Genomic DNA, 20,158 nt, shown 5'->3' with positions numbered 1-20,158 from the left:
GATGGGGCTTAATGTGGCAAAAATCAGCACAGCAAACAGCAATGGCGAACTATTTGCCAGCTATGATCGTTCAGTAAAAATTATGTCAATTTCAAACCCGCTAGCCCGCGCGTGGGCCTCTAGCATCAATTTCGATAACTATGTCATCATCGATTTGGACGCTCAGGGCTGGATCATCAATATTGATCTGCTAGCCAAGCCGCGCTTAAACGATCAGCTTACAATACCCGATTCAGCTACGCCTGGAGCAGTGCAATGGGTGATTCCGCCAGCAGCAGAGCGCTTTGTGGCAACGCCGATTCTATTTGAAACCAACCGAAACCGCCGCATTGTTCGCATAACGTTTGGCCCAATCCTTGATGTTAGCGCACAAACTCAGGCAATCAAGACCTCTGAACAGGTTTATCTCCAGCTTCAGCATGCTCAACTTAAAGCAATTTTAGTGGATTTTGGTCAAAAAGGCTTATGGGATTAAGCTTGATCGTTACCATGTTTCTGGTATAGCTAAGCATAGCCCAATCGCTAAACAAGGCCGAAAAAACGGTTCGAGTGGCAGTTTTTGGGTAAGAGAGCGTTGCAATTGCGCAGCACAAAGCTGGGCGATCGCTTGCGGAGAAGCTGGCCACCCAGCTAGTGGCGCAATAATCTCGTAATCGGGGTACTGGCCACATTCGCTGAAGCGGCCCTCATTGGTTGGCGGGCCACCAAAACCATGAGGGCAGCCATAAAGCGCCCGATTGGTTGGCGTAACATGACACCACCACGAAAGGGCATAGGTTGCAATGCCCAATTCAGCACAGCCTTGAATTAGGCTTGCAGCCAGATCGCGCGCCACGATCAGCTCGTGCAACCCTTTGCTTGCAGGCGTAGCTGGCGCTAAAAGCTCGCGCAGGGTCGGTTGAATTATCGCAGCATCGCTGTCAAGTGCTGCATAGTACTCTTGTGGGAACCATTCTCCATCCATGGAAAAACCTCACTTAATTACTAGAATTCGACTATAGAAGGAGTAGCAAGACTATGGATCGGGCCAAAGCAGGATTGGCATTGCAATTCTTATGGGATATACCATGCTTAATTATTTACCCGCAGAGGATGTATGTGTACCAGTTTTGCAATTAACCAAGCCCAAGACTTGGTGGCGATGAATTTTGATATTGGGCCACGCCCAATCGCCTTGAGTATGCCCAATCCAGCCCAATTATTGATTTTACAATCGGAGCAGGGCCAATGGTTGCCAGCAATTGGCCTCACCAACAATGGCCGCTTTATGAACCTGCAAATGCTGCCTGCCACAGCTGCCGGAGCCTATCGGCGCAACAACAATGTCATGCACATGATGAAGGTTTTTAAGCAATTTCTGGCCGGAGCCATTGATTTTGCTGCGCTACAAAACCAACAGATTGTCAATGTGCCGAATCATAGTGTGCATAGCTTACTGCGCGATGAGCATGGCCAGCTTGGCATTTTAGAGCCAGGCCAGATTGGGCTGGTTCAACACGAGCAGAGTCTAATTCAGACCAATTTTTCGTTGCATAGCACGCCAGTAGCCAGCTTGAGCCAACAACCAAGCGCCGATCGCTACTTGAGCTGTCAGCAATTATTGAATCAACAGCAGCCAGACGTTGATCAAGCCTTTGCTATTTTGGCTGCAACCCAACAAACCGCAGGCGATTTTCCAACCCAACTGAGCCTAGTCTTTGAACCACAGCAACACACTGTTTGGTTTGCCCAACCAAACCAATTCAGCCAACGCTGGCGCTTTACATTTGGCGATCAACAGCTGATCGTTGGCAAGCAGAGCTATCAACTGAGCAAAAAACGCCTGTCGCTTAGCAGTCTCAGCAACTAATATTCAATAGCGCAAACCTGAACAAAAATGAATAATTGTTACCAAGGCTTGCAGTTAACCCTACGGCAACTTGTATTATGCATCTATTACTTGAAATGGGAGTAAATGTATGCAACGAGCAAGTTTGATGGGCCTCAAGATCGTGTTGGTTTTGGTGGGTTTGTATAGTTTGTATATCAGCCTCGATTTTGGGCTAGGCGGGTTTGAAACGCTTGGTTGGCAGGGTGCGCCACCGCAAGTTGCCGACGCAAATAATCTGCGCTATGGCGTGCAAGATAGCCATTTTCGATTTTTGGCTGGGGTTTTTGGCACTTTAGGGGTGTGCATTCTGCTAGCAGTACGCGATTTAGCCAAATATCGCTTACTGCTGCAAGCGATATTCAGCGCCTTTATTGTCGGTGGGTTATTGCGCTTCAGCGCCAATAATTTCACCATATTGTTCAGCAGCGAATTGCTAAGGGCATTAATTGCTGAAATTGGGCTGATGCTGGGATTACACTGGTGGTTGCGGCAAGCCTTGAAAGGCGATTCTCTGACCCAAAGCGCACAAGGGTAGGATTTACGATCCTCCTCGCCCGCGTTTCAGTGGGAAAGAGGACTTTTACAAGAGTAGTTTATTAACCATTATCCGTAATCACCACCCTTCCGTCCCGCCTCCAAGCGGGAGACGCAGGGGGCTTTAATCCCCCTGCACCCCCTCAAGGATAATTGGGATGTGGTAGCCATGCACTGCTGAACTACGAGATTGCTGGTTCGGCACGCACAACGATACTAAAATCTACCCTTGAAGTGCGAGAGATCTGCGCATGAGAGAATTAAAATTCGCCTGGCAGGGCATAGGGTTGGAGCCACAGCGTAACGTGCAAAACTACCGCCTTAAACCAAGCAGCATACATCTGTTCAACTTCTGCTGGGCTATGGCCGCCAGCTTTGAGAAATTCTTTGATCGTGATCGTAATTGGCACGATAAAGCCAACCATATAGCGCAACGGGATAATCGTTGGCGCTCCAGCAGCAGCATCGGTATGATTTTTCTTCTCAGTATGGTGGCGCAAGCCAATTTCCATTTGATAGTTAAGCCAGGTCTGATCATACTCGCGCTGGGTTGTATCGCGAATCCATTGGGCAAAGCGGGCACGAACCCGCGCCAAATAATCGGGGAGAACCGCGCCCTGAGTGGTTGAAAAATAGGCGACCAAATGCGGATGCGCGCCCACAAACCCATACCAAACATCCAAAATCGCCTCAACTTGCGGTTCGAGCACAGTGCCAGCCATGCGCAAATACGCCACATCAGCTTCAGTAAAAAGCAGTGTCTGTTTGAGGATGGCAAGATCGTCTAGGCGAAATGGCGATTCGGCCACCTCTGCACTGCCATAAGTATAGCCAGGAATCGATGCTGTCGAAGACATATGGTTCTCCAGAAACAACGCCATTCAATGGCGCGAACATTCAACACCACGATTCTAGCCCGCCTGCTATAATTAGTCTAACAGATAGATCTTATCTTTTTGATAAGCTGAGGTGATGATGGAATTACGTCAACTGCGCTATTTGGTAGCGGTTGTGCAGGCTGCCAACTTTACGCGGGCCGCCGAAACGCTGTTCATTTCGCAATCAGCGTTATCGCAGCAAATTCAGGTTTTAGAGCAAACTGTTGGCACTGTGCTGATCAATCGCTCGAAACGTGGCGTGAGCCTGACCGCAGCAGGCAGCATTTTATATCAGCATGCAGAGCGAATTTTTGGCGAGTTGCAGCAAGCAGAAACGGCAATTCGCGAGCTGGCAGGCTTGCAACGGGGCGAATTAACGATTGGCGTTGTGCAAACAGTCAACGATTATTTGATTCCAGCGCTTGCCGCTAGCTTTGCAAACCGCCACCCTCGAATTAAATTGTTGATCGAGGAAGCACCAGCAGACACAATTGAACAACGTTTGGTCGCAGGTGAGTTGCAGCTTGGTTTAAGTTTTGTGCCAAGTTCGCACGAACTTTTGGCCAGCCAAGCGTTATTCGAGGAACGCTTAGCGCTGATTGTGCGCAACGATCATCCGCTTGCCAGCCAGCAGGAAGTGACAGTTAGCACACTTGATGCGATGGAATTGGTGCTGCTAGCCAAGAGCTTTTGTACCCGCCGCCTGTGGGAAGAAAGCGCGCGCTTGGCTCCAGCCCAGCCCCAGATCGTGATGGAACTCAACACGGTGAGCAGTATTTTGGCGGTGGTTGAACGCACAGGATTGCCAACCGTTTTGCCAGCCTTGAGCTTGAATGATCGGCCAACAGCGAATTTAGCGCGCATTCGCTTAATCAACCCAATCCCAGCCCGCAAAGTTGGCTTACTCTGGCAGCGCGATGTCTACCGCTGTCATGCAACCCAAGCCTTTAGCGAGCTTGTGCAAACTGCGACTGCGCACCTGCGTGAGGCTTAAGCGTGGCCTTGTTCGCCAGCATAAGCCTGTTGCAGTGCCGCCAGATCCAATTTCTTCATGGCGAGCATGGCTTGAGTAACCCGCGCAATTTGAGCTGGATCAGCAGTTTCGAGCATCGTATTCATCGCTTTGGGAACAATTTGCCATGAAAGCCCATAGCGATCTTTCAGCCAGCCACATTGCTCAGCTTCGGGCACTGCTGAAAGTTTCTCCCAGTAATAATCGACTTCAGCTTGGTCATCGCAATACACCATGAATGAGATCGACTCGTTGAATTTGAATAACGGGCCAGCGCTAATTGCCATAAACGGCTGGCCCATAAGGGTAAACGCAACCGTGGTTGCATCACCTGATGGCGCATCGGGCAAAGTGGTATTGCTGGTAATCTGCGAATCGGGGAAGATTGAACAATAGAAGTTTGCTGCCTCGACCGCTTGGGTATCAAACCAAAGATGCGGAACGATTTTGTGGGCAATAGTTGCCATCAGGTTACTCCTTTCGTTGAATCAACAACGAGCACAATCAACGTTTCACATTTTCCAGCATAAAGCATACCAACCACAGGTTTGTATATGGCTATTGGCTACGATAGCCCACTTGAAAGCCATCGCGGCGATAAAGAGCCGCTGGATCGGTCGCAGTGTTATTCCAAATCGGCCCGTTGGCCTGCGAAACAACGACCAAAGTTTGGCCTGGAGCCAACGTGCCACTCAGAATTGCATGACGCTGATTGCCAGTCATTGAACAAATCCACCAGTTGTTTATGTCGACAGGTTGGTTCGAGATATTGCGAATCGTCACGGTTTCTGGATTGCCAGCCTTATTAACATTCGTAATCGCAACGGGATAGTTCGGAGGGGAAGAACTGGCCGCGCCATCACAACTTGGGTTGACCGTGCCCAACGTCGGCGTTGGCGGAATTGCGGTTGGGGGAATCGGCGTTGCAGTTGGAATTCGTGTAGCGGTTGGGATGGGCGTTGGCGTAGCGGTTGGCGTTGGCGGCGCTTTGACCACGATTGGCAGATAGTTATCAAGGCTGATCGGCGCGGCAGTTGGAATTGTGGTGGGCGTGAGCGTTGCAGTGGGAGTCAGTGCAAGCGTAGGTGTTAGGCTTCCACCAGCAAGGCTAACCATTGCTGGGGCTAGATTTGGACTGGATTGATCAGCAAGCACCTGCTGAATCAGCAATAATCCAGCAAGCAAACTCAAGCCGACGACAACAAAACGACGAAGCATAAAAGCCTTCCTGTATCGCATACCATTACGGGATACAATCTAAAGCCCACGCTGCACAATTTGCCTATGCTGCGTGGAGTGCTAACTGTAAGCGTCTGCATTCTAACGCATCTTACTGTGCTTGACACAAAAGTTTTGCTCGGTGTAACATGTGCTCACTAATTGAATTCCGACCACCAAATTTTGGGGACGGCCATCACATAGACCGACAGGTCTGTTGATGCCGTCCCCTTTTTGTTGGATCGGGCAAAGGAGTAGTTGCAATGCAGATTCAGTTCCAAGCACTCACCCAAGCCATGGTTGATACGCTAGCTACCGTTGATGCTGAACAGTCAGCCATCACCCGAGCCTATGCAAACGCCGCTATCATTCCAAATGCCCAAATTCGCGCGATCGTCGAGCAGGAAACGCAGCAGCTGGTTGGAGTGGTAGTCGAAGGCACAGCGATCGCTGATGGCCGCTGGTGGCTATACGATCTCATCATCGATCCGCGTTTGAGACGACAGGGCTATGGCCGCGCGACAATCGCCGCCTTGCTTGCAGAGCGCGCTGCTAACTATAGCATTCAGCAGTTGCATGCAGCCTATCCAAACAGCAATCAGCTGGCTCAACAATTTTGGGCGGCGCTTGGAGCACAGATTGCCCAAAGCGATGCAACGGGAGTAGTAACTGTGGCGTTGGCACTACCACCACGGCCCATGCCGAGCGCAACAATTACGTTACAATCAATTACCCTCGCCAATGCACGGGCTTGTTTGGCATTAAGCGTTGCGCCGCATCAGCAGCAGTTTGTCGCCAGCACCGCAGCCTCGTTGGTCCAATCGCGCTTCGAGCCACATTGGGAAACCCATGGCATTTACGCCGATGAAACGCTGGTTGGCTTCATGATGTATGGCAATGATCCAGACTATGGTTGGGGGTTGCTGCGGCTCTTAGTTGATGCAAAATTTCAGGGTCGGGGCTACGGACGCACGGCAGTTCAACACATGCTGGCCACAATTCGCGCCGCAGGTGGCAGCTCGGTTGCGGTTAGTTATGAAGATGCGAACGATGTCGCCCGCCGCTTGTATCAATCACTAGGCTTTGTCGAAACCGACGAGCAGCCGTTTGGCGAGCCATTTGCCATTTTGCAGCTCAATCAATAAAACAGCAGCTTTGCCCCTTGCTTTTTCGCTCCAAGCAAGGGGCAAATTTTTGCAAGGTGACGATTAATTGCTGTGCTCATGGGCATTATGGTAGCCAGCAGGAAAGCGATCAACAACCAAGTTGAGGGCAATGCCATGTTCAAGCCATGCCTTAAGCCCTGCCAGAACCAAACAAAAGCCTTCAGTGGAATCAACCACTTGTTGCTGAATAGATTCAGCTGTTCCGCTAAAGCCGGTTTCAGCAACCTCAACATAGGTTGTTTGGTTGGCCTGCGGTTGCAATGACCAAGTAACCTGAGTTAAGCCAGCATAGCCGGGCCATTCAATTACAAGTTTGGTTGGTGGCTCAACGACAAGCGGCGTTACTTCAACCACAACCGCATACATAGCCCATTCCCATGTAACCGTTTTGCCCTGCTCAAGCCAACCACTGCTGGCAGTAAACCAAAATTGAGTAGTTATTGCAGGGTTGATGAGCGCCTCAAAAACCACTTCAATCGGTTTACGAATCACCATGCCAGTTTTTGAATCTGGGTTTTGGCTGATCTGTAGCTCACCCATGGGTTGCTCCTTCATAATGATCCAATCGATACTTCTATGCCGCGATGGTTCATTATGAGATCATATGTTCGTAAAATACAAGTGTTGAGCGCTAGATTTGGCGACTATTGTCCTCGCCAAATCGCTGCACATCGCTTATCGTACTCAGTATCGATGATTATGATGTGTACTATTGCCCTCCATACCTGCATCAATAAAGGAATACATATGCGCCGGATAACGACTGTCAGCGAGGTTGAAGCGCTGATTGGTTCACCCAACGAATTGGTTTTGATGAAAACGGTTACGAGCCTCGACGATGATTGTCAAGCGATTCTGGCGATTGCGCCCATCGCTGGCTTGGGCTTTCGCGATCCAGCAGGCCAGCCGCAAACAACAATTATTGGCGGAACTGCTGGCTTTGTGCGGGCCGAATCAGCAACCCAAATAACCTTTGATCGCCCAAGCACGCTCGCGCTCTCCGAGCAGTATCCCAGTGTTTCGTTGCTCTTCTTTTTGCCCGGAACCCACGGCGAAACGCTGCGGGTCAATGGCCAGCTAGCTGAAATTACGCCAAGCCAAGTAACAATTGCGGTAGAAGAGGCGTTTGTGCATTGTGCCAAGTGTATTTTGCGCTCAAAACTTTTTGATGCAAGCACAACGATTACGTCAAGTAATTTCAGCACGCAGCCCAGCGCAACCAGCCTCAACGATCCGCTGATTAGCCAATTTTTGGCGCAATCGCCGTTTGTGCTGCTTTCATCGTGGGATGCCAACAGCGGCAGCGATACCAGCCCCAAAGGCGATCGAATAGGATTTGTGCGGGTGCTTGATGACCAAACGCTGGCGATTGCTGATCGCAAAGGCAACCAGCGGGCAGACACCGTGCGCAATCTGTTGCAATCGGCCCAGATTGGGCTAGCATTTTTGGTTCCAGGCCGTGAGGAAGTATTGCACATCAATGGGACTGGCTATCTGACTGATGATCTGGCGCTATGTGCAAGCATGGCCTTGGGCGAAAAGCCACCGCATGCAGCCTTTGTGATTGAAGTGCAACACATCAGCCTCCAAGCAAACCCAGCCTTGCAACAAGCCAAGCTTTGGGACGCAGCCAGCCAAGCGGCCCAAGCTGAATTACCAACCCCCAATTTGTTGGCAATTGTCGCCCGCCACATCACCAAAAACAAACAATATGCGGCTCAAGCGGCGCTTAATCAGGAGGTTGATCAAGAATTAACCTTTGCAGCCAGTGAAACCAGCATCAGCCCAAGCGTGCGCCAAGCCTACCAACAATCGCTTACGAACGAAGGCTATTAGACAAAAAGCCCGCCAGTCGTTGTGACTGGCGGGCTTGCGCTTGCAACATGAAAGGTTATTTGGTTGCTGCGACTGGTTGCAGGCCGAAGCGTTTGGCAACTTCTGGCGTAATCAAGCCTAGTAAGGCATAACCAAGGCCAGTAATAATGATGCCGAGAACCAAGAAGCCAAGGCCAAGAGCGATTGCGCCATACGAAGCGCCAAGCGCCATTGCTGAAAGGCTCAGTGAAGTCACAAGCCCAGCAGCCGTCAATTGAGTGTTGCGAGCTTGGTTGGCAACTGGTTTGCCATTCGCGTCTTTCAACGCTTCTTCAGCATTGTTGGTACCAGCTGGTGCGCCATCGGGAGTCGAGAAACGACCCATTTGTGCGTACGATAGACCTTGTGAGCTATCAGCAGCGTGGTGTTGAATGATGTCGGCCATGCTCAAGGCGGTTGCAATATCGTTGACTGGTGCATTTGGAATCGATGCATCTTCAGGTGTCGTGATTTGTTGCGCTTCAAGTTTATCGCCAACAAAATTATTGATATAGATGCCGGCCCCCATCGTCACTGCGCCACCTAAGGCAAAGATGATCCCGACGACAATGACCAGTTTAGGAAATACACGTAAGGCTTTCATAACATCCCCCTATATTTGAATGTTGTTGTGTATCGAGCCGCTGTTTGAATTGTGTTATCGATTTCGCTGTTCGAACGTTGTTTGTTATCGATGTATGCAGTATATAGTTGAAAGTAGCATTGCTACGTTAAGAGTCGACAACCACAGGAGAACGCGTCACTTACCTATAATCAAGCGCTGTTTAATCGTTCATTTTCACAACCGTGTAGCCCAAAACCGCTGGTTTCTCGCTGAAGAAGGAGCTTCAATGGAATCGAATCCAATTGCCTTGATCGCTGAGATTGACCATGAATTACGCCATCGTTCGCATGCGGCGTTGCTACTCTTGCAGAACATTAGACCGCATGACGAGCCAGCTCAACAAGCAACCTATGATTTACTGCACCGCTATTTGGAACAAAATGTAGCCCTCGCCGAGTCGATCCACGCTTAGCTTTTGGCTCACATGAATAACCAAATTGTTGATTAATTTGTTTGTTCAGCAGACTTATCTTTATTAAAATTCAATAAACGTTAAACAGAAAAATAGCTTATGCTGCTTCGTTAGGAGCTTCAGTCCGCCACAATTCCTGCATAACTGGCGAGGTTTGCAACAGCTCATCCAAGCGGCCTTGAGCGGTAATGCGGCCAGCATCCAGCACAATCACCCAATCGGCAAGTTGGAGCAGCGAACGCCGATGCGAAACGACCAGCCATGTGCTCGGCAGTTGGCGCAACGCTTGCCAAAGTTGGCGTTCTGTGGTTGCATCCAAGGCGCTCGAACAATCATCAACGACCATTAATTGGCTTTGACGAACCAGCATCCGCGCCAGTGCCGTGCGTTGGAGTTGACCGCCCGATAAGCGCACCCCACGCGCACCTAGTTCGGTCGCAAATCCAGCGGGCATGCTGGCTAAATCAGCTTCGAGCATACTTGTCTTAATTGCCTGTGCTCGCTGCATCTCATCGAGGTTCAAGCCTAAGCTTATGTTTTCATGCAACGATCCGCTGAATAAGCGTGGCACTTGCGGCGTGTAGGCACAATTTGGGGGAATCAGCTGTTCAGCGGGGTGCGCGATAGCCTGATCATTCCAGATAATGGTTCCGCTGGCAGGCACAAGCCCGAGCAAGGCCCGTAACAAGGTGGTTTTGCCAGCCCCAATTTTGCCAGTGATAACCACAAATTGACCACGCTTGATGCTGAAATTAATCGCCTGAACGCCTGCTTGGCTTTGTGGATAGCAATAATTTAAATCTTGTAAAGTAAGGCGCTGCAAGCTGGGCAAAACGCTGGGTGGGCTAAAATCGGCGGGTGAATCGGGGGCAATTGGCCCATGTTCAACCAAAGCCGCAGCAGGAGCGTCGTTTAATAAGCTTTGCATGCGTTGAAACGAAACCCCAGCCTGTTTGGAGTGGGTCAGCAACAAGCCAATCAACGAGGGCAAGCGGGTAACCATGGCAAAATAATAGACAAACAGCGAGAAATCGCCAACGCTAAAATTGCCAGTGCGCATTGCCTCGCCCGCCAAGAGCAAAATCATGCCCGTGCCAAGGCTAATTGTAGTGGCGTAGACCGAATTGAGCAGCGCAGTAAAAACCCGATCCTTAACCATCACCTGCCGGCGTTGATCGTTGAGTTGCTGAAAATGCGCCACCACCGCCGATTCGGCATTGGTAACTTTAATCGTTTGAATTGAACCAAACAGCTCGCCAAGAAAATTCGAGACGTTGCTGGTAGCGGCACGGCTAGCCTTGCGAAAGCGCTGAATTCGTTGGTTGGCAATCGTAAAAGCCGAAACCACAATCAACAAAGGAATCAAAATAACCAAGGTTATGCGCAGATCAATGTTCAACAAAATGCCCACGGCAATCACACTAAACAGCACATGGCCAAGCACATCGAGCAGCCAAACGCTGAAAGTCAAAATTTCTTCAACATCATCACGGAAGCTGTTGATCGCTGAACTCGACGATTCATACAAGGCTTGGGCACCTGGCTGAGCCAAAATTCGCTTGAGCATATTTTTGCGCAATAAGCCAGCGATGTTGTATTGCACCGCAATATCCATGGCCGTGCCAAGTTGGGTCAACAAACGGCGGCTCAATTCGCTGGTGACCAACAGCGCTACCAGCGTCCAGATGCCAAAGACTGCCGGAGCAGCACCACTTAATTGATCGAAGATTGCCCGATTGATCAAGCCAGGCACTAAGGGCCACATAAAAAAGATGCTCCAAACGAACACGCCAAAGCCATACAACGCAGGCCGATAGCGCATCAAATGCAGCATTAATTGCCAAGCTTTCATTCCCACACCTCCGTTAAGCCATGCTGCACCAGTTGGCGATACTGCGATTGGGGATTTTGCAGCAAGGTTTGGCGTGGGCCAAATTCTTGAATGCGGCCAGAATCAAGCACTAAAATCTTGTCGGCACGCTGCAAACTTGCCAAACGATGGGCAATGATAATCGCTGTACGGCCTGCAACCAGCCGATCCAAGGCCCGTTCGACAATTGCTTCGCTCGCAGGGTCAAGCCGCGACGAGGCTTCATCAAGAATAATTAAGCGTGGATTTTTGAGCAGAATTCGCCCAAAGGCCAAAAGTTGCGCTTGGCCAGCAGAAAGCCCATTGGGCTGGATGATTGTATCCAAGCCGTGCTCAAGGCTCTGCAACCACGGCGTTAAACCCAAGGTTGCTACGCTATCAAGCAATGGTTCATCAGCAATCGTTTGATCAAATAGACGCAGATTCTCGCGCACACTAGCTTGAAAAAGTTGGACATCTTGGGTAACAAAGCCGATTGAGCGGCGTAAAGCGCTTAAACTGGTGTTCCGAATATCCGTGCCGCCTAAGCGAATGCTGCCTTGTTGGGGATCATACAAGCGCAGCAACAGCCGAATGAGGCTGCTCTTGCCGCTGCCCGTTCTGCCTAATACGCCCAAAATCTGGCCTGCTGGCAATTCAAACGAGAGTGCATGCAAAATCGGCTCAGCTGCGCTGTAGCCAAACGTCACCTGCTCAAACTGAACAGCAAGCGCCTGCTGTGGCAGCATTGCGATTGGGCCATCGACGATTGCTGGCTGTTCTTGGCGCAATGCATCAATGCGAATAATACTGGCGCTGGCTTTTTGGAACTCCTGAATTTGGCGCAAAATTTGATCAAGCGGCGTAGTAAGTAAGCCAATATACGTAGTAATCAGATACACGCCGCCAAGCGTCGTCTGCTGTTGTTGATAAAGGTAGATGCCAATGCCCAAGCCCAAGCCACTGGCAAGAATAAACATCGATTGGCCAGCATTGTAGAGCCAAGCGGTCGCCAATTCGGCGCTGCGAGTTTTGTGATAGAGCGTGTGCATATGCCGATACAGCTGGTGCAGCACATAATTGCGTGCGCCACTTGAACGAATATCTTCAGTTGCCGCCAAGCGTTCTTCTAAAAAGCCAAAGAGTTCAGCACTGGCTTGCCGCGATTCGCCCCAGCGTGGCACGCCAACCCGCTGCATTTTTCGCAAAAGGCCAATTCCTGCCCCAACACACACGATTAGGCCGAGGGCTACCCGCCAATCTTCCAAGGCCAAAAGAACGATAATTCCCAATAACAATAAGCCATTGCCAACCAATTGAATAATAAATTGAGTAAAAAAGTTGGCTAAACTGGTAATATCGCCATCGATGCGCTCGATCAACTCGCCAGGCGTTTTTTCGGCATGAAAGTGACTATCCAAGCGCAAACAATGGGCAGTTAAGTCAACTCGCAAGGCGTTGGTTGCCGTCCAGCCAATGTTTTCGCTCAGATACACTGCCGCCAAGGCGAGCAGTTGTTGGCCAAAGGCGAGGCCCATAAAAAGCAAGGCAAGCGTGGTGAGCTGTGCTAACGGCTGGGCTGCTAAAGCTGCATCCAAAAATTGGCGCATCAGCTGTGGGTTGAGCAATTGCACGCCGATTCCGCCAAAAACTAACCCTGCCAAGCCCAACACCCGCGCACGTTGGGGCCGCAAATAGGTGCTCAGCAGGTGGCGATAGCGCAGCAAAGGAAACTGCATCAATTCTTCCTTTCATCAATTGACCAATTCACTCATAAATCTATTGGCTCAAGCGGCTCCAGCATGGCCAAGGCTTTGGTTGCCATGCGCTGAATCAGGCTGCGTAATGCTGGTGGTTGCAGCACAACCAACGGCACATCAAGCTCCAGCAGCAAAAATGCCACCCACTCCAAATGAACTGCGGCCCGCCGCAACAGTACGCATTGCGCCGTTGCTTCCAGCGTCGCGATTTGCGGCGCAATCAATTGCTGCGCATGATCAAGACTCGTTTTGAGCAATACTTCAACCTGTTGCTGATCATGCGCAGCATTCAAGCCAGCAAGCAGCGTATCAACAATATTGATTGAGGCTGGGCGCATGAAATTGGTGGTTAACGGAGTTAGGCCGCGAATCCGATCAAGGCGAAAAATCCGCATGGCGCTGCGCAAATGGCAATAGCCAACCATATACCAAGCGCCCTCATTAAACACAATCCCATATGGGTCGATGCTGCGGGTACTTAACTGCTCGCTATATGAGCTATATTCAAGCTGCACTTGTTGCTGATGCAGCGCCGCCAAACTCAATTGCATCAGCCAAGCAGGCTCGATCCGCTGGCGATGAAAGTCATGCTGAATGCTAATTGCCGACTGAATTGCCCGAGCATGCTGAATAAGATGTGCTGGCAATACCCGTTCAATTTTGGCTAAGGTTGTTTCAACAATCGCCCGATCAACCGGAAACTGTAACTCGCGAATGGTTAATAAGCCCAATGTCAGCGCCAGCGTTTCCGATTCAGTAAATAAGAGTGGTGGCACGCGCTGAGCAGGCTTAAGCTGATATGCGCCATAAATTCCACGTTCGGCCTCAACCGGAATGCCCATATCTTGCAGTTGTTGAATATAGCGGCGCACGGTGCGCTGGTCAACTTCAAGCCGTTGGGCCAGCTCGGCCCCGCTGATTTGCTGCCGCGCTTGCAAAAGTTCGAGCACAGCCAAAAGCCGCATCGTTGGTGAATACATCGTACTTGCTCCAAATTAGGGCCAATTCTGTCCTAATTCTAGCTTATGCTCAACCTATCAAATCAATCAGCAAGGAGCACATGCAATGGGTTATGTACCAGCAGGCTATGCCACCGTCAATCCATTTATTATTACTAATGACGCTCAGCACTTGAGCCAATTTCTGCAAGCGGTTTTTGGGGCGCAAGCAGTTGAAGCGGCCCATACGCTTGATACTGACGGCCTCTGGCTGCACTCTGAATTTAAACTTGGCGATTCGACCGTGATGGTGGTTGATCGTAAGCCAGATTGGCCATGGACACCAAGCTTTTTGCAAATTTATGTTGCCGATGTGGCCCAAACGTTGCAAACCGCAGTTGCCAATGGAGCCACGATTGTGACCGAGCCAACCCCAATCTTTGGCGAGCTATTCTCGCGCATCCTCGACCCATGGCACAATCTGTGGTGGGTGTATCAGGTGCTCGAAGCTGAACCGACGTGGGAATCAAGCTCATCCGAGGGTGATAGCTGGGATACTGAATCGCCAGAATTGAGCTATATTCATACAACGTTGATGGAATTTATGCCTCGTTTAGCCCAACCTAAAGCCCAGTAATTCGCTTATCACAATGCAGGATGCTACCTTGCTTTTGGTAGCATCTTGCGAGGGTTTAGCACCCAGCCAATCCACACTAGCAGCCGCTTAATCATCGCTTAATTAGTTGTATAATAGGCCTTGCTGTTTTGTGGAAAGGAATATCTATGCGTTTTGGTCGTTCATGGGTGATCATTTTTGCAGTGGTGAGCATTGCCCTAATTAGTGTGATCACGGCAACTGCAATGTTCACACCCAGCGTCAGCTCATCTGATGGGCTATGGGCGAATGTTGCTGAACAGAGCATTCAACAAAAAGGCTCGCGCGAAATCATTCCAACGGTCTATCGCACGGTTAGCCTCGATTTGGCTTTGCTCGAACAACACTTGAGCCGCGTGCCCCAAGAAGCCCAAACCAAAGTTCAAAAATCGGGGCTGATTTTGGATTTGCCCTTGCCCAATGGCCAATTTGGCAAATTCCGCGTCGTCGAATCGCCAATTATGGCTCCAGCTTTGGCCGCCAAGTTCCCTGAAATTCGCACCTTCTTGGCGCAATCAATCGATCAACCAACCACCAGCGCGCGGCTTGATCTTACGCCACGCGGCTTTCACGGCATGATTTTGAGCGAATCAGGTCGGATTTTTATCGACCCCTACAGCCGCAACGATACCAGCAACTATATTGTGTACGATAGCCGTAACTTTATGGCTGATCCCACTAAGTTGGCCGAACGCACCGGCATCGATTTCGAGCCAAATCTGTTGGATAACGCCCCATTAACCGTGCCAGAACGCTATTCAATCGGCGAAACCTTGCGCACCTATCGCCTAGCCATGGCCGCCACTGGCGAATATACCGCCTTCCATGGTGGCACAGTCAGCGGCGCAATGGCGGCAATCGTCACCAGCATGAACCGCGTTAACGGCATCTACGAACGCGATCTCTCAGTGCGCATGGAATTGATCGCCAACAACGACCTGATTGTCTATACCAACGCCAGCAGCGACCCCTACACCAACAATAGCGGCAGCACCATGCTTGGCCAAAACCAAACTAACTTAACCAGTGTGATCGGCAGCGCCAACTATGATATTGGCCATGTGTTCAGCACTGGCGGCGGTGGCGTTGCCTCATTACGCTCAGTCTGTTCAACCAGCAACAAAGCGCGCGGCGTAACTGGCTCAGGCTCGCCAGTTGGCGACGCGTTTGATGTAGATTATGTCGCCCACGAAATTGGCCATCAATTTGGCGGCAACCATACCTTCAACGGCACAACTGGCAGTTGTGGCGGTGGCAATCGCTCAAGCGGTGCAGCCTACGAACCAGGCAGCGGCTCGACAATTATGGCTTATGCCGGTATTTGTGGCGCTGAAAACTTGCAACCAAACAGCGATTTCGATTTCCACGTCAAGAGCTTGGAAGAAATTTCGGCCTTCATTACCACTGGCGGCGGCGCAACCTGTGGCACGACCCAACAAACTGGCAATACGCCACCAGTCGCCAACGCAGGCAGCGATTACACGATTCCTGCGAACACGCCATTTGAATTGACCGCCAGCGCAACCGATGCAGAAGACAATAGCCTGACCTACGATTGGGAACAATATGATTTGGGGGCTGCTTCGCCACCAAATACCGATAATGGCACGCGCCCAATCTTCCGCAGTTTCAATTCAACAGTGAGCAATGTGCGTACCCTGCCTAAGCTCAGCGACATTTTGAACAACACCAGCACCATTGGCGAAGCATTGCCAACCACCAACCGCACCTTGACCTTCCGCTTGACTGTGCGTGACAATCACGCTGGGGCTGGTGGCTATGGCTTGGATACGGCTGTGCTGACGGTCAACAATAGCGCTGGCCCCTTCCAAGTAACTGCGCCAAATACAGCAATTGCTTGGACAGGTGATGCTAACGAAACCGTCACCTGGGATGTAGCCAATACCACTGCGGCCCCAATTAACTGTGCCAATGTGAATATTTTGCTCTCAACCGATGGCGGCACGAGCTTCAATGCCTTAGTGAGCAATACGCCCAACGATGGCAGCGAAACTGTCGTTGCACCAAACGTCAATGCAGCTGCTGCGCGGATCAAAGTGCGTTGTGCAGATAATATCTTCTTTGATATTTCCAACGCCAACTTTACGATCAACGGGGTCAACATCACGCCAACGCCAATTACCCCAACGGCAACGGCAACCACGACCCCAACCCGCACGCCAACCCCAACGCCAGCAACGGTTAGCCCAACCGCAACCAACACTGCAACTCCAACCGCAAGCGTTACCCCAACCGCAAGCGTGACACCAAGCGTCAGCGTCACGCCAACGCCAAGTGAGCAAAAGGTCTACTTGCCAATCGCAAGCAAGCAATAAGCTCATTAATAACCATCCAACTTCCCAATTGTGCGTAGTATGCTGCGTACAGTTGGGGAGTTTTTTTATGCCTGTTATTTGTTGGTTCCGACGAGATTTACGCTTGGCTGATCATCGTGCCTTGCATGCTGCGGTTGTGGCAAGCGCTGGCGAGGTTATTCCGGTTTTTATTTTCGATGATGCAATTTTGCACGATGGCTATGTGGGAGCAGCCTTAACTGGCGTGACCCTCGCCATGCTGGCAGCGCTTGACCACGATTTGCGCCAGTTGGGCAGCCGCTTGATTGTGCGCCATGGCCAACCGCTAGCCGAATTGCAAACCCTCGTGCATGAAACTCAAGCCAGCGGCGTATATTGGAATCGCGATTATTTGCCGTATGCGATTAAGCGGGATACTGCGGTCAAACACTGGTTGCGCCAAGAGGGCCTGCAAGCCCATTCGTTTCACGATAGCGTTTTAGTCGAGCCTGAAGGGCTAAAAACCAAGGGCCAGCAAAAGCCCTATCTGGTGTTTGGATCATATGTCAAGCGCTGGAGCGAATTGGCTTATGCACAGGCCGAGCAATTGGTGTCAGCCCCCACCAAGCTTGTTTCCCCAGCAAGCGATTTAAGCAGCCTATCAATTCCGCAGTTGGCCGATTTGGGTTTTGAATTGCAGCAAACGCTACCTACGGTTGGTGAAGCAGCAGCCCAACAGCGTTTGAGCCAATTTTTTGATCGGCGGCGCAGTTTATCGGTCTTGAAATATGACCATGCTCGCGAACTGCCCGCCGAAGCTGGCACCTCGCAGCTTTCGGTCGATTTACGCATGGGCAGCATTTCGATACGTCAATGTCTGCAACGCGCCGTCGATCTGCTGACCGAGCCACTAACCGCTGAGCAGCGCCAAGGAGTCGATACCTGGATCAAGGAATTGGCATGGCGCGATTATTACACCCAATTGATCTACCACAATCCGCAGATGCTCAAACAGTCGCTCGATCCACGCTACGACCAGATTGAATGGCGCAACGATCCTGCCGAATTTAACGCATGGCAACAGGGCCAAACTGGCTATCCAATTGTCGATGCAGGCCAGCGCCAGCTCAACCAAACGGCGTGGATGCACAATCGAGTGCGCATGATCAGCGCCTCGTTTTTAGTCAAAGACCTGTTGATCGATTGGCGGTGGGGGGAGCGCTATTTCATGCAGCAATTATGCGATGCAGACCCTACTGCTAATAATGGCGGCTGGCAGTGGGCGGCAGGCTCCAGCGGGCCATCGGCTCAGCCCTATTTTCGCATTTTCAACCCAATTGCCCAGAGCAAAAAGCACGATCCGCAAGGCACATACATTCGGCGCTTTGTGCCCGAGCTGGCCAACGTGCCCGATCGCTACATTCACGAGCCATGGACAATGCCGCAAACCCTGCAAGAACATCTTGGCTGTGTGATTGGCCGCGATTATCCAGCGCCGTTGGTTGATCATGGTTTTGCCCGCGAACGAGCACTCGCCGCCTATCGCGAAGCCTTGCAGCAACCAACGGAAGCATAATTATTCAACCTGCCGTTGGCTTGGCCAAGGCCGCAAAAATTCCATATTGCCATCATCAAGCGTGCCCAGCCGCAACATGAGCAGATCGAGCAGATAATTTTGATAGAGCTTCCACGGGCGGTTGCGGCCTTGGCGTGGCAAATGGCTGAGCACTCGTTGCACATAACTGGAAGTAAAATTCAGCGCTGGCTCGGTGGCCATGGCTGGGTTAAAATTCTTGGGCACACAATACGCATAGCCATGGCGATCCATATAATTCAGCAACCGACAAACATACATCGAGGTTAATTCGCATTTGAGCGTCCACGAAGCGTTGGTATAGCCAAAGGCCAAGGCCAAATTTGGCACATCACTGAGCATCATGCCTTTGTAATTCAGAGTTGTGCCCAGCTCAACCTTGCGTCCATCAACCAGCACTTCAATTCCGCTGAGCAAGCGCAAATTCAGGCCGGTAGCGGTCACAATCAGATCAGCGCTCAAGGTTTGGCCCGATTTAAGCTGAATGCCGGTTGGCGTGAAATGCTCAATCTGGTCGGTCACAACGCTGGCGTGGCCCGCTTTCAAGGCTTTGAAAAAATCGCCATCGGGCGCTAAACAAAGCCGTTGATCCCATGGATTGTAATTTGGCGTAAAGTGCAGTTTGGCATCGTAGCTCGTGCCAAGCTCCTGTTGCGCCATCTTGATCAAGGCCCGTTTGGCAATGCTCGGCAAACTACGCATCAACACATAATAGAAAATACTTTGGATAATCGCGCGCCAGCGAATCACATGAAAGGCCAATTTGGCTGGCAACCACCGCCGAATGCGCTCAGCACTTTGATCATGGGCGGGCTGAGCCACAACATAGCTTGGCGAACGTTGGAGCATGGTCACATGGGCTGCTTGCTTAGCCATTGCTGGCACCAAGGTAATTGCGGTTGCCCCACTACCAATCACAACCACCCGTTGATCGCGATAATCGAGCTGCTGTGGCCAGGCTTGGGGATGCACCACCCGCCCTTGGAATTGGCTTAAACTCGGCCATTCTGGCGTGTAGCCTTGGCTATAATCGTAGTAGCCGCCGCACATATAGAGAAAATTACAGCGATATTGCACGCTATCGCCTTCAGCCAAGCGCTCAACCTCGACCGTCCAAAGCGCTTGCTCCGACGACCAACTAACCCGCCGCACCATCTGCCTAAAGCGAATCTGCTGATCAATGCCATAAATTTGGGCGGTTTCGCGAATATACTGCAAAATCGAGGCTCCATCGGCAATCGCCTTGGAGCTGTGCCAAGGCCGAAAGGCGTAGCCCAGCGTGTACATATCCGAATCCGAGCGAATGCCAGGATAGCGAAAGAGATCCCACGTGCCGCCAATGGCCGTGCGACCTTCCAAAATAGCATAGCGTTTGGTTGGGCAGCGAGTTTGCAAATAATAGGCTGCACTAATGCCTGATAAACCAGCCCCAACAATCAACACATCAAAATCAAGTGTTTGCATTGCCAACCTCATCAAACCAATAACCCATTATACCA

20 protein-coding genes are annotated in these 20,158 nt (G+C 50.9%); 10 read left to right on the top strand and 10 right to left on the bottom strand.

The window, feature by feature from the left end:
* The first annotated feature begins 1 nt into the window (after window position 1).
* Window positions 2-475, top strand: coding sequence for a hypothetical protein (locus JOD20_RS15915; protein ID WP_204756215.1), 474 nt, complete (start codon window positions 2-4; stop codon window positions 473-475).
* Window positions 476-484: 9 nt separating this feature from the next.
* Here JOD20_RS15915 and JOD20_RS15910 read toward each other — a convergent pair whose 3' ends face one another.
* Complete coding sequence (locus tag JOD20_RS15910; RefSeq protein WP_204756214.1) at window positions 485-964, bottom strand: hypothetical protein; 480 nt, start codon at window positions 962-964, stop codon at window positions 485-487.
* Window positions 965-1,096: 132 nt separating this feature from the next.
* Here JOD20_RS15910 and JOD20_RS15905 point away from each other — a divergent pair, with 132 nt between their 5' ends.
* Together JOD20_RS15905 and JOD20_RS15900 are read left to right on the top strand one after the other, a co-directional pair.
* Window positions 1,097-1,849, top strand: coding sequence for a hypothetical protein (locus JOD20_RS15905; protein WP_204756213.1), 753 nt, complete (start codon window positions 1,097-1,099; stop codon window positions 1,847-1,849).
* 109 nt (window positions 1,850-1,958) lie between these two features.
* Entirely contained in the window at window positions 1,959-2,405 is a 447-nt protein-coding gene (locus tag JOD20_RS15900) for a DUF4345 domain-containing protein (RefSeq protein ID WP_204756212.1), read from the top strand.
* 259 nt (window positions 2,406-2,664) lie between these two features.
* Here JOD20_RS15900 and JOD20_RS15895 read toward each other — a convergent pair whose 3' ends face one another.
* The gene (locus tag JOD20_RS15895) at window positions 2,665-3,261 is read right to left on the bottom strand and encodes a protoglobin domain-containing protein (RefSeq protein ID WP_204756211.1); all 597 of its coding nucleotides are present in this window, start codon (window positions 3,259-3,261) and stop codon (window positions 2,665-2,667) included.
* A 115-nt stretch (window positions 3,262-3,376) separates the two neighbouring features.
* Here JOD20_RS15895 and JOD20_RS15890 point away from each other — a divergent pair, with 115 nt between their 5' ends.
* Window positions 3,377-4,276, top strand: coding sequence for a LysR substrate-binding domain-containing protein (locus JOD20_RS15890; protein WP_204756210.1), 900 nt, complete (start codon window positions 3,377-3,379; stop codon window positions 4,274-4,276).
* Here JOD20_RS15890 and JOD20_RS15885 read toward each other — a convergent pair.
* A complete protein-coding gene (locus JOD20_RS15885; protein WP_204756209.1) occupies window positions 4,273-4,761 on the bottom strand; it encodes a VOC family protein in 489 nt (162 codons plus the stop codon). The genes JOD20_RS15890 and JOD20_RS15885 overlap by 4 nt on opposite strands.
* Window positions 4,762-4,852: 91 nt before the next feature.
* Window positions 4,853-5,512 (bottom strand): lamin tail domain-containing protein, encoded by a 660-nt coding sequence (locus JOD20_RS15880; RefSeq protein ID WP_204756208.1) that lies wholly within the window; start codon window positions 5,510-5,512, stop codon window positions 4,853-4,855.
* 263 nt (window positions 5,513-5,775) lie between these two features.
* Here JOD20_RS15880 and JOD20_RS15875 point away from each other — a divergent pair, with 263 nt between their 5' ends.
* Window positions 5,776-6,657, top strand: a complete 882-nt coding sequence (locus JOD20_RS15875; protein WP_204756207.1) for a GNAT family N-acetyltransferase — start codon at window positions 5,776-5,778, stop codon at window positions 6,655-6,657.
* 63 nt (window positions 6,658-6,720) lie between these two features.
* Here JOD20_RS15875 and JOD20_RS15870 read toward each other — a convergent pair whose 3' ends face one another.
* The gene (locus JOD20_RS15870; protein WP_204756206.1) at window positions 6,721-7,218 is read right to left on the bottom strand and encodes an SRPBCC family protein; all 498 of its coding nucleotides are present in this window, start codon (window positions 7,216-7,218) and stop codon (window positions 6,721-6,723) included.
* A gap of 207 nt (window positions 7,219-7,425) precedes the next feature.
* Here JOD20_RS15870 and JOD20_RS15865 point away from each other — a divergent pair, with 207 nt between their 5' ends.
* Window positions 7,426-8,514 (top strand): pyridoxamine 5'-phosphate oxidase family protein, encoded by a 1,089-nt coding sequence (locus JOD20_RS15865; protein ID WP_204756205.1) that lies wholly within the window; start codon window positions 7,426-7,428, stop codon window positions 8,512-8,514.
* A gap of 55 nt (window positions 8,515-8,569) precedes the next feature.
* On the opposite strand, the gene JOD20_RS15860 is transcribed toward JOD20_RS15865, so the two are convergent.
* Window positions 8,570-9,136: a hypothetical protein gene (locus tag JOD20_RS15860; protein WP_204756204.1), complete on the bottom strand. Its 567-nt coding sequence runs from the start codon at window positions 9,134-9,136 to the stop codon at window positions 8,570-8,572.
* Between the two features lie 247 nt (window positions 9,137-9,383).
* Here JOD20_RS15860 and JOD20_RS15855 point away from each other — a divergent pair, with 247 nt between their 5' ends.
* The gene (locus tag JOD20_RS15855) at window positions 9,384-9,569 is read left to right on the top strand and encodes a hypothetical protein (RefSeq protein WP_204756203.1); all 186 of its coding nucleotides are present in this window, start codon (window positions 9,384-9,386) and stop codon (window positions 9,567-9,569) included.
* A 97-nt stretch (window positions 9,570-9,666) separates the two neighbouring features.
* Here the strand turns inward: JOD20_RS15855 and JOD20_RS15850 are convergent, their stop codons facing one another.
* From JOD20_RS15850 to JOD20_RS15840, 3 genes are read right to left on the bottom strand one after another with little or no spacing between them, the layout of a single operon-like run.
* Entirely contained in the window at window positions 9,667-11,421 is a 1,755-nt protein-coding gene (locus tag JOD20_RS15850; protein WP_204756202.1) for an ABC transporter ATP-binding protein, read from the bottom strand.
* Window positions 11,418-13,157, bottom strand: coding sequence for an ABC transporter ATP-binding protein (locus JOD20_RS15845; protein WP_204756201.1), 1,740 nt, complete (start codon window positions 13,155-13,157; stop codon window positions 11,418-11,420). The genes JOD20_RS15850 and JOD20_RS15845 overlap by 4 nt, the downstream gene beginning before the upstream one ends.
* 32 nt (window positions 13,158-13,189) lie before the next feature.
* Window positions 13,190-14,158: a helix-turn-helix transcriptional regulator gene (locus tag JOD20_RS15840; RefSeq protein ID WP_204756200.1), complete on the bottom strand. Its 969-nt coding sequence runs from the start codon at window positions 14,156-14,158 to the stop codon at window positions 13,190-13,192.
* Between the two features lie 85 nt (window positions 14,159-14,243).
* Between JOD20_RS15840 and JOD20_RS15835 the strand changes: the two genes are divergently transcribed.
* From JOD20_RS15835 to JOD20_RS15825, 3 genes are all read left to right on the top strand, one after another.
* Complete coding sequence (locus JOD20_RS15835; RefSeq protein ID WP_204756199.1) at window positions 14,244-14,753, top strand: VOC family protein; 510 nt, start codon at window positions 14,244-14,246, stop codon at window positions 14,751-14,753.
* A gap of 146 nt (window positions 14,754-14,899) precedes the next feature.
* Window positions 14,900-17,107, top strand: coding sequence for a reprolysin-like metallopeptidase (locus JOD20_RS15830; RefSeq protein WP_204756198.1), 2,208 nt, complete (start codon window positions 14,900-14,902; stop codon window positions 17,105-17,107).
* A gap of 67 nt (window positions 17,108-17,174) precedes the next feature.
* Window positions 17,175-18,641 (top strand): cryptochrome/photolyase family protein, encoded by a 1,467-nt coding sequence (locus JOD20_RS15825; RefSeq protein WP_204756197.1) that lies wholly within the window; start codon window positions 17,175-17,177, stop codon window positions 18,639-18,641.
* On the opposite strand, the gene JOD20_RS15820 is transcribed toward JOD20_RS15825, so the two are convergent.
* Window positions 18,642-20,123 (bottom strand): flavin-containing monooxygenase, encoded by a 1,482-nt coding sequence (locus JOD20_RS15820; protein ID WP_204756196.1) that lies wholly within the window; start codon window positions 20,121-20,123, stop codon window positions 18,642-18,644. It abuts the gene before it with no gap.
* Window positions 20,124-20,158 lie beyond the last annotated feature (35 nt).

This window comes from Herpetosiphon giganteus (genome assembly GCF_016907925.1).
GTDB lineage: Bacteria > Chloroflexota > Chloroflexia > Chloroflexales > Herpetosiphonaceae > Herpetosiphon > Herpetosiphon giganteus.
Note: the sequence above shows the minus strand (reverse complement) of the source record. Positions and strands in the feature narration are given on the sequence as shown.